The organism is Streptomyces albus subsp. albus (assembly GCF_000725885.1).
Lineage (GTDB): Bacteria > Actinomycetota > Actinomycetes > Streptomycetales > Streptomycetaceae > Streptomyces > Streptomyces albus.
The window spans coordinates 247127-255700 of the sequence record NZ_JODR01000007.1 but is presented as its reverse complement, the minus strand read 5'-3'; the positions used below and the strand labels follow the sequence as shown (position 1 = coordinate 255700).

Genomic DNA, 8574 nt, shown 5'->3' with positions numbered 1-8574 from the left:
CAACGGATCAACGTCCTGTTCGCGATGCTCCGCGACGGAACCTTCTACGAACCCAGAACCCCACGCCCCGCTTGACGAAAGACATAGAGGCACCCCCCCTGCCGACGACCCCCAGGGGCGAAGGAGCCGCCCGCACCACCGCGGGCCGCGCATCAGCAGCCCACGGGCGGGATCACGTCGCGTCGAGCACCTCATGGGAGGCGGCGGTCTCGTGGGAGGCGGCGGTCTCAGCCGTGGGCTGTCCCACGGGAAGCTCCGCGGCCAGCGCCGCGGCGGCCCGCACCAGGGGCAGGGCCAGCAGCGCCCCGGTGCCGCCTCCGACGGCGACCTCCTGCTCCAGCAGGGGATCGGCCGCCAGCCGGTCGAGCGCCTTGGCCTGGGCCGGCTCCGCACCGGCGTGTCCGGCCAGCCACCAGTCGGGCGCCCGGAAGGCCACCCGCTGGCCGACGAGCGCGCAGGCGGCGGAGACGACACCGTCGAGGATGACCGGGGTGTGCCGCACGGCGCACTGGAGCAGGAAGCCGGTCATGGCGGTCAGGTCCGCGCCGCCGACCGTGGCGAGCAGCTGGAGCTGGTCGCCCAGGACGGGACGGGCACGGCGCAGCCCGTCCCGGATCGCGGCGCACTTGCGCATCCAGGTGCGGTCGTCGATGCCGCCTCCGCCGCGTCCGGTGACGACGGAGGCGTCGGTGCCGCACAGTGCCGCGATCAGGGTGGCGGCGGCGGTGGTGCCGCCGACGCTCAGATCGCCGAGCACGACCAGGTCGGTGCCGGCGTCGGCCTCCTCGTCGGCGACGGCCATTCCGGCGCGGAACGCCTGCTCGGCCTCGGCGAGGGTGAGGGTGTCCTCGGTGTCGAGGCGCCCGCCGGACCGGCGCACCCGGTGGCGGCTGATCTCGGCGGGCAGTTCGCCGGGGTCGCAGTCCAGCGACATGTCGATCACGCGCACGGGAACGTCGAAGCGGCGGGCGAGGACGGCGGCGGGGGAGAGGCCGTCGAGGGTTTCGCGGACGAGTGCGCTCGCGGTGCCGGCCTCGCGGGTGGAGACGCCCTGCCGGGCGATGCCGTGGTCGCCGGCGAAGACGACCAGCCGCGGGGTGGTGACCGGCTGGACGGGCACCCGGCTCTGGGCGGCGCCGAGCCATTCGCCGAGGTCGTCGAGGCGGCCCAGGGCCCGCGGGGGCAGCCCGGTCAGTGCCCGTCGTTCTTCGGCCTGCCGGCGCAGCGTGCCGTGTGGCCGCTCGATGAGGTCGGAGAAGTCGTCAAGGTCCAGGCTGCGCTCGCTCATGCTGGGTGAGCGTACGTGAGTCCTCCGTACGCTTCATCCCTCGTGTCCCGGCGGCCCGGGACCGCTCAGCGCAGGGGCAGGGCGACTCCGGCGACGGTGAGCAGGACGTGCTCGCATTCGTCGGCGAACCGGGAGTTGAGACGGCCGAGTTCGTCGCGGAAGCGGCGTCCGGCGGGGGTGGCGGGCACCACTCCGGAGCCGACCTCGTTGCTGACGGCGACCACGTGCCGGGGCGTGCGCCGCAGGGCGGCCACCAGTGCGCTGACGCGTTCGGCGAGGGCGGTGGCGCCGCCGCGTTCCCACAGGGTGTCGTCCCACGCCTCGACCTCGTCCATGGTGCGGGTCAGCCACAGGGAGAGGCAGTCGATGAGGAGGGGCGGCCCGTCGCTGTCGAGCAGGGGCACGAGGTCGCAGGTCTCCTCGGTGCGCCAGGTCGCGGGCCGCCGTTCGCGGTGTTCGGCGACGCGGGCTCCCCAGTCGGGGTCGTCGTCGCGGCTGCCGCCGGTGGCGACGTACACCACGCCGGGGAACGCCGCCAGCCGCCGTTCGGCCTCCAGGGACTTGCCGGAGCGGGTCCCGCCGAGCACGAGGGTGCGGCGGGGCAGGGTGCCGGGGCCGGCGGGCGCGCCCACGGTGAGGGTGGTCCCGTCCGGTACGGCCCGGGCGCCGGCCGCGGCCAGCCGGCGGTGCAGTTCGGGGCCGGGCGGTACGTCGTGGCCGATGTGGACGGCCAGTACGTCGGTGGTGGCGGCGACCGCGCCGACCTCCCGCAGCCGTGCCAGCGCGTCCGGCCGGCCGAGGACGTCCAGCACCACCACGTCGTACGGCCCGTCGACGCCGTCGCGGGGTTCGTCGGTGTGCGGCCCGGCGCCGGAGCCGGTCGCCGGCCCGGTGCCGACGGGGGTGGACAGCGGGGTGCCGGCCGGGGCCGCGCCCGGCGGCAGGTACAGCAGGCGCCGGCCGTCCGGCCCGGTCACCCGGTAGCCGGTGCCGGGCGCGTCGAGGGCGAGGGCCCGTACCCGGTGACCGCTGATGAGCGCCAGCTCCTGCCGGTCGGGCACCCGTACGGGCGAGGGCAGACCGGCGGGCACCTCCAGGGCGGGGCCGTCGTGCGGGTGCGAGAGCAGCACCTGCCGTACCCCGCCGAGCGACTGCCCGGCACGTGCCGCGGCCAGGGCGGGGCCGGGCGTCAGGTCGAGCAGGAGCGTGCCGTCCACCAGCAGCGAGGTCGCGGCGCGCGCCTCGGGGCCGCTCGCGGCGGCGCAGCGCGCACAGGGGCAGTCGGGCTCCGGGAGGCCGGCGGGTGCGCCGGTGCCGAGCAGAGTCAGTTCCACCCTCCGATCGTCTCGTGACCTGTCGCCTGGTGCGCACAGGGGACACCGGGAACTACGCTTCCGGGAGCAACTGCCGAGCTTGTGGAGGCTTCGATGGCGTGGACGTGGCGGTTCGAGAAGGCGGACGGTACGGAGACGGAACCGGCGGTCCAGCCCGAGGAGTTCCCCACCCAGTCGGACGCCGAGTCGTGGCTGGGCGAGGTGTGGCGGGAGCTGCTGGAGGGAGGCACCGATCAGGTGACGCTCCAGGAGGACGGCAGCACCGTCTACGGCCCGATGAGTCTGCACGAGGCCACCGGGGGCGGCGAGCAGGAGGAGCAGCCCGCCGCCGACTGACGGCCCGCTCGCCCGGGGTGGCGGGGCGCGGCCCCAACTGCCGTGAGCGCACAGGACGTTGTGGCGCGGCGAACCGCTACCCTCGGAGGGCATGAACGTACGTGGCGCGGTTTACGTGGTCCTGCGGGGCCCGGCCGGCAAACGGGACCGGACCCTGGCGGCACTGAAAACGGCGGGGATCTACGCGGAGCGGTCCGTCCGCGGCCCCGAGACGATCGAGGCGTTCTTCCACGGCGGGGACGAGCGTCCCAGCCCCCGTTTCATGGACGCGTGCGCGGCGCACGTCGCCAAGGCGCTCATCGGCACGGACTTCGCCGTGGCCGAGACGGGCACCATCTCCACCGCCGCCGCGTCCCGGCGGCTGGCCTGCAACCGCCGGACGGGGGAGTGGCTGGGCGCCTTCATCGACACGGAGGCGCCCGAGCGGGCCCGGGCCGAGACGCTGGCCCACCTGGCTCGTGAGCACGGCATCGACGTCGCCGACATAGAGCTCCGCGACCCCCCGGAGTTCCGGCCACCCGCCTCCTGACCGGCTCGGCGCCCCGGGGCGGGCGGGCCCGCTGCCCGCCCGCCGTTCCGGTGCCGGTACGGCGCCCGGCGGTGACCGGGCGCCGTGGTCAGCTGCGTACCCCGAACAGGTGCAGCGAGGGGGCCACGCCCCGGTAGGGGTCGAGGCGGCCGGCGCGCTCCTCCGCGTCCACGGCGGCCTCGTCCACGGTGTCCGGGTTCGCGGTGTCCGCCGTGTGCGCAGCCTGCGCCGTATCCGTACCGTCCGGGGCCTCGGCGGTCTCGGCGCCACCGGCAGTGCTCGCGCCACCGGCAGCGCTCGCGGCACCGGTGGGGGCGCCGCCCGCACCGAAGACACCCACGCCGTACCAGCGCTCCATGGGCACCCCGATCCGGGACAGGAACGACGTCAGCGTCTCCAGCCGCAGGAAGCGCTCCCCCTCGGCGGGCTCGGCGGTCAGCGCGGCCCGCGCGGTCTGCCAGTCCCCGGCCAGCCCGGGCCGCATGGCGCGGGCCGTCACGTTGGGGATCACCAGCGAGAGCAGACCGCCGTCGTCCAGCACCCGGGCGAGCCCGGCCAGGGTGCTGTCGGGGTCCCGCGCCTGGTCCAGCACGTCGTGGCAGAGCACGACGTCGAAGGCGCCCGGCAGGAAGTGGGCGCCGGTGTCCTGGCCGCTGCCGGCCAGCGCCCGGAAGCGTGCCCGTATGCCTTCCGGTTCCTGTTCCAGGGCGGCGTCGACCGCCGCCAGCTTCTGCGGATCGGCCTCCAGGCCGGTCACCTCGTGTCCCCAGCGGGCCAGCCGCAGTGCCTGCGCACCGTCCGACAGCCCGACGTCCAGCACGCGCAGCCGGCGCCCCACCTCGAAGTGCGCGGCGATGCGCTCCTCGAGCTGGCGGGCGACCAGCTCCTGCCGGATCAGGGCTTCTCGCCGCGGGCGACCTGCGGCTTGGGCAGGCGCATGCGGCGCATCTGGAGGGTCCGCATCAGCGCGTAGGCGATGGCGCCCCGGCGGTTCTCGTCCGGGTAGCGCTCGCGGATCTTCTTCTTCAGCCGTACGGAGATGCCGATCGAGTCGATGACGATCAGCAGGATCACCACGAGCCACAGCAGCAGCGAGATGTTCTTGAGCTGCATCGACGGGAGCATGCTCAGCACCAGGATGATCACGGCCATGGGGAGGAAGAACTCCGCCACGCTGTAGCGCGCGTCCACGAAGTCGCGGGCCAGCCGCCGCACCGGACCCTTGTCGCGGGCGGGCAGATAGCGCTCGTCACCGCTGGCCAGCGCCTCACGCTGCCTGGCCATGTCGGCCCGGCGGGCCTCACGCTGGCGCTTGACCGCCTCCTTGCGGGTCATCGGCTTGCTGGCCATGGTGCGACGCGGCCCACGCGCTTCGTTGCGCTTGGGGGTGGGGCGCCCCTTGGGCGCCTGCGGGTCGCGGGGCTGTCTCGGCTCGGCCGTGTTCACCTGGGGCTTCACGGCCTGCCCTGCTTTCGAACGGCTACGGAACACACCTCAAGAGTACGGTGTGCGGTGTGGTGCCCCCAGCCCGTGGGGGAATGCCGGGGTACCGGCCTGGCGCCCCGGAGCGGTACCTACTCCCTGCGCCGGAGAGAACACGCGTCTGATCGTCCTCCAGGAGGAGCGCATCCGCGCCCGAACAGTGCGGTAATGGAAGAGGGCCCCGTAGGCTGGGGTCCAGTAGATGTGCCGAGGGCTTGAGTCCGTTACGAAGGGGGCGCGCGAGGCCCATGAGCGGTGTCATGAAGCGTATGGGGATGATCTTCCGCGCGAAGGCCAACAAGGCCCTGGACCGGGCTGAGGACCCGCGCGAGACGCTGGACTACTCCTACCAGAAGCAACTGGAGCTGCTGCAGAAGGTCCGCAGGGGCGTCGCCGACGTCGCGACCTCCCGCAAGCGCCTGGAGCTCCAGATGACCCAGTTGCGGGGGCAGACCTCGAAGCTGGAGGAGCAGGGCAAGAAGGCGCTCGCCCTCGGCCGTGAGGACCTGGCCCGTGAGGCGCTCTCCCGGAAGGCCGCCCTCCAGCAGCAGGTCACGGACCTGGAGGGGCAGCACCAGACCCTCCAGGGCGAGGAGGAGAAGCTGACGCTGGCCGCGCAGCGGCTCCAGGCGAAGGTGGACGCGTTCCGCACCAAGAAGGAGACGATCAAGGCCACCTACACCGCCGCCCAGGCGCAGACCCGGATCGGCGAGGCGTTCTCCGGGATCTCCGAGGAGATGGGCGACGTCGGCATGGCCATCCAGCGTGCCGAGGACAAGACGGCCCAGCTCCAGGCCCGCTCGGGCGCCATCGACGAGCTGCTGGCCTCCGGGGCGCTGGACGACCCCACGGGGATGGCCAAGGACGACATCACCGCGGAGCTGGACCGCCTCTCGGGCGGCAGCGACGTGGAGCTGGAGCTCCAGCGGATGAAGGCCGAGCTGGCGGGCGGCAGCGGCGCCGGACAGCAGGCCATCGAGGGCGGCCAGGAGCAGACCGGCAACGCCCAGCAGCAGGACACGCCCCGGTTCAACAAGGAGTGAGCCGGGGGTGAGCGGCATCCCCCGCACCCCGAGGAGGAGAGCGGCATGATCGTGCGGATCATGGGCGAAGGCCAGGTCAAGCTGGACGACAGCCATTTCGTCGAGCTGAACAGGCTGGACGACGAGCTCCTGGAGGAGATGGAGAACGGTGACGAGGCCGGCTTCCGCCGCACCCTCGCCGCCCTGCTGGATGCCGTCCGCCGTATGGGCAGTCCGCTGCCCGACGACGCGCTGGAGCCCTCGGAGCTGATCCTGCCGGCACCGGACGCCGGTCTGGAGGAGGTACGGGCCATGCTGGGCGACGACGGACTCATCCCCGGCTGACCCCCGGCGCCGCCCTTCCCGGTCTCGGCCCGTTCCCGGCCCTGTCCCCGAGCCCGGCCCCACCCTGGGCCCGAGGTCCGGGTCGCGGTCCCCGCGCGGGCCGCCGCGGGGCGCGGGCCGCCCCACAAGAGCAGATCTGGAGAGCCGGTCATACGGTGCCTGCCGTGACACTGTGCGAGATCCGCGAACGCCTGCGCGCACACCCCTACGCGGTCGACGCCCTCATCGCGGCGGGGGCCTTCTGCTGCATCCTCCTCGGCGCCGCCACCGAACCGCACGGACCGGACGGCCGGCCCCAGTTCGCCGAGCGCGACGTCACCGCCACCACGGCGCTGCTGGCCGCGCTCTCCTGCGCGGCGCTCGCACTGCGCCGCCGAGCCCCCTTCCCGGTGCTGCTGGGCACCGGGCTGATCTCCGTCGTGGCGCTCGTCGTCGGCAGCCCCGGCCCGGCCGCCGGCTCCGACCGCCAGGCCTCGCTGGTGGTGGCGCCCGTCATCGCCCTGTACACGGTCAGCAACACCACCGGCCGCCGCACCAGCTGGTGGGTGGGAGGGCTCACCGTCGGCTCGCTCACCGGCACGGCCATGCTCTTCGGCGCCCGCCCCTGGTACGCGCAGGAGAACCTGGGCATCCTCGCCTGGACGGCGCTGGCCGCCGCGGTGGGGGAGGCCGTCCGCAACCGGCGGGCGTTCGTCGCCGCGATCCGCGAGCGCGCCGAGCGGGCCGAACGCACCCGCGAGGAGGAGGCGCGGCGCCGGGTCGCGGAGGAGCGGATGCGCATCGCCCGGGAACTCCACGACGTGGTCGCCCACCACATCGCACTGGTCAACGTGCAGGCCGGCGTCGCCTCGCACGTCATGGACCAGCGGCCCGACCAGGCCAAACAGGCCCTCGCCCACGTCCGTGAGGCCAGCCGGCACGCGCTGGCGGAGCTCCAGACCACCGTGGGGCTGCTGCGTCAGTCGGGGGAGAGCGCCGCGCCCACCGAGCCGGCGCCCGGACTGGAGGTGCTGGACGATCTGGTGGCCGGGTTCCGGCACGCCGGGCTGTCCGTCTCCGTGGCCGCCCCGGCACTGGACGCGCAGGCCGGGAACCTCTCCTCGGCCGTGGACCTGACCGCCTACCGCGTCGTCCAGGAGGCCCTCACCAACGTGCAGAAGCACGCCGGGCGCGGCACCCACGCCGAGGTGCACATCCGGCGGGACGGGCCCGTACTCGACATCCGCGTCGTGGACGACGGCGCGGGCGGCGGCCCGGACGGAGGCGGCGGCCCCGAACCCCACGACGACGGCGACACCGACGACGGCAGCGCCGTGGCGGCCGGTGACGGCGACCACGGCGGGCACGGTCTGGTCGGCATGCGGGAGCGCGCGGCGGCGCTGCACGGCCGGTGCGAGACCGGGCCGCTGCCCGGCGGCGGCTTCCAGGTGCACGTACGGTTGCCGCTCAGCACGTCCTCCGCCCGCAAGGAGACCACCGCATGATCCGCGTCGTACTCGCCGACGACCAGGCCCTGTTGCGCAGCGCCTTCCGGGTGCTGGTGGACTCCGAGGCCGACATGGAGGTGGTCGGGGAGGCGGCGGACGGCCGGGAGGCGGTGGCGCTGGTGCGCGAGCGGGGCGCCGACGTGGTGCTGATGGACATCCGCATGCCCGGCACCGACGGACTGGCCGCCACCCGGATGATCAGCACCGATCCGGAGCTGACCGACGTCAAGGTCGTCATCCTGACCACCTTCGAGGTGGACGAGTACGTGGTCGGCGCGCTGCGTGCCGGGGCCAGCGGCTTCCTCGGCAAGGGCGCCGAGCCGGGCGAGCTGCTGGCCGCCATCCGCACCGCGGCCAAGGGCGAGGCTCTGCTGTCCCCGGCGGCCACCAAGGGCCTCATCGCCAGGTTCCTGGCACAGGGCGACGGCGCCGGGGCGGGCAGCGACCGGGACCCGGCCGCCTCCGACCGGCTCGCCGCGCTGACCGCCCGCGAACGCGAGGTGCTGACCCGGGTGGCGGCGGGACTGTCCAACGACGAGATCGCCCAGCGGCTCGACGTCAGCCCGCTGACGATAAAGACCCACGTCAACCGGACGATGGCCAAACTGGGTGCCCGCGACCGGGCGCAGCTGGTGGTGGCCGCGTACGAGAGCGGGCTGGTGCGGCCCTCCGGACGGGAGTGAGCCGCGGGCGCCGGGCCGAAGCCGAGCCGGGCGGTCCGGACCGTCCGGGGGCGGTCACCGCCCGGAGG

General features: G+C 74.4%; 10 protein-coding genes. 6 read left to right on the top strand and 4 right to left on the bottom strand.

Annotation, left to right across the window (positions count from 1 at the left end; translation table 11 throughout):
- Window positions 1-172 precede the first annotated feature (172 nt).
- Window positions 173-1288 (bottom strand): nicotinate-nucleotide--dimethylbenzimidazole phosphoribosyltransferase, encoded by a 1116-nt coding sequence (locus IO40_RS0109440; RefSeq protein WP_016468546.1) that lies wholly within the window; start codon window positions 1286-1288, stop codon window positions 173-175.
- Between the two features lie 65 nt (window positions 1289-1353).
- Window positions 1354-2622, bottom strand: a complete 1269-nt coding sequence (locus IO40_RS0109435) for a bifunctional adenosylcobinamide kinase/adenosylcobinamide-phosphate guanylyltransferase (RefSeq protein WP_031027510.1) — start codon at window positions 2620-2622, stop codon at window positions 1354-1356.
- A 93-nt stretch (window positions 2623-2715) separates the two neighbouring features.
- Here IO40_RS0109435 and IO40_RS0109430 point away from each other — a divergent pair, with 93 nt between their 5' ends.
- Together IO40_RS0109430 and IO40_RS0109425 are read left to right on the top strand one after the other, a co-directional pair.
- Entirely contained in the window at window positions 2716-2958 is a 243-nt protein-coding gene (locus IO40_RS0109430; protein ID WP_016468544.1) for a hypothetical protein, read from the top strand.
- 91 nt (window positions 2959-3049) lie between these two features.
- Entirely contained in the window at window positions 3050-3487 is a 438-nt protein-coding gene (locus IO40_RS0109425) for a hypothetical protein (RefSeq protein ID WP_016468543.1), read from the top strand.
- Window positions 3488-3575: 88 nt separating this feature from the next.
- Here the strand turns inward: IO40_RS0109425 and IO40_RS0109420 are convergent, their stop codons facing one another.
- Together IO40_RS0109420 and IO40_RS0109415 are read right to left on the bottom strand one after the other, a co-directional pair.
- Window positions 3576-4385, bottom strand: a complete 810-nt coding sequence (locus IO40_RS0109420; RefSeq protein WP_031175247.1) for a class I SAM-dependent methyltransferase — start codon at window positions 4383-4385, stop codon at window positions 3576-3578.
- Window positions 4382-4945, bottom strand: a complete 564-nt coding sequence (locus IO40_RS0109415) for a DUF3043 domain-containing protein (RefSeq protein WP_016468541.1) — start codon at window positions 4943-4945, stop codon at window positions 4382-4384. Before IO40_RS0109415 ends, IO40_RS0109420 begins: the two co-directional genes overlap by 4 nt.
- 272 nt (window positions 4946-5217) lie before the next feature.
- Between IO40_RS0109415 and IO40_RS0109410 the strand changes: the two genes are divergently transcribed.
- The 4 genes from IO40_RS0109410 (at window position 5218) to IO40_RS0109395 (ending at window position 8506) form a co-directional block, all read left to right on the top strand.
- Window positions 5218-6012, top strand: coding sequence for a PspA/IM30 family protein (locus IO40_RS0109410; RefSeq protein WP_030409568.1), 795 nt, complete (start codon window positions 5218-5220; stop codon window positions 6010-6012).
- A 45-nt stretch (window positions 6013-6057) separates the two neighbouring features.
- Entirely contained in the window at window positions 6058-6336 is a 279-nt protein-coding gene (gene pspAA, locus IO40_RS0109405; RefSeq protein ID WP_016468539.1) for a PspA-associated protein PspAA, read from the top strand.
- Between the two features lie 155 nt (window positions 6337-6491).
- A complete protein-coding gene (locus tag IO40_RS0109400) occupies window positions 6492-7820 on the top strand; it encodes a sensor histidine kinase (protein ID WP_031175245.1) in 1329 nt (442 codons plus the stop codon).
- Window positions 7817-8506: a response regulator gene (locus tag IO40_RS0109395; protein WP_030409566.1), complete on the top strand. Its 690-nt coding sequence runs from the start codon at window positions 7817-7819 to the stop codon at window positions 8504-8506. Before IO40_RS0109400 ends, IO40_RS0109395 begins: the two co-directional genes overlap by 4 nt.
- The last annotated feature ends 68 nt before the right edge of the window (window positions 8507-8574 follow it).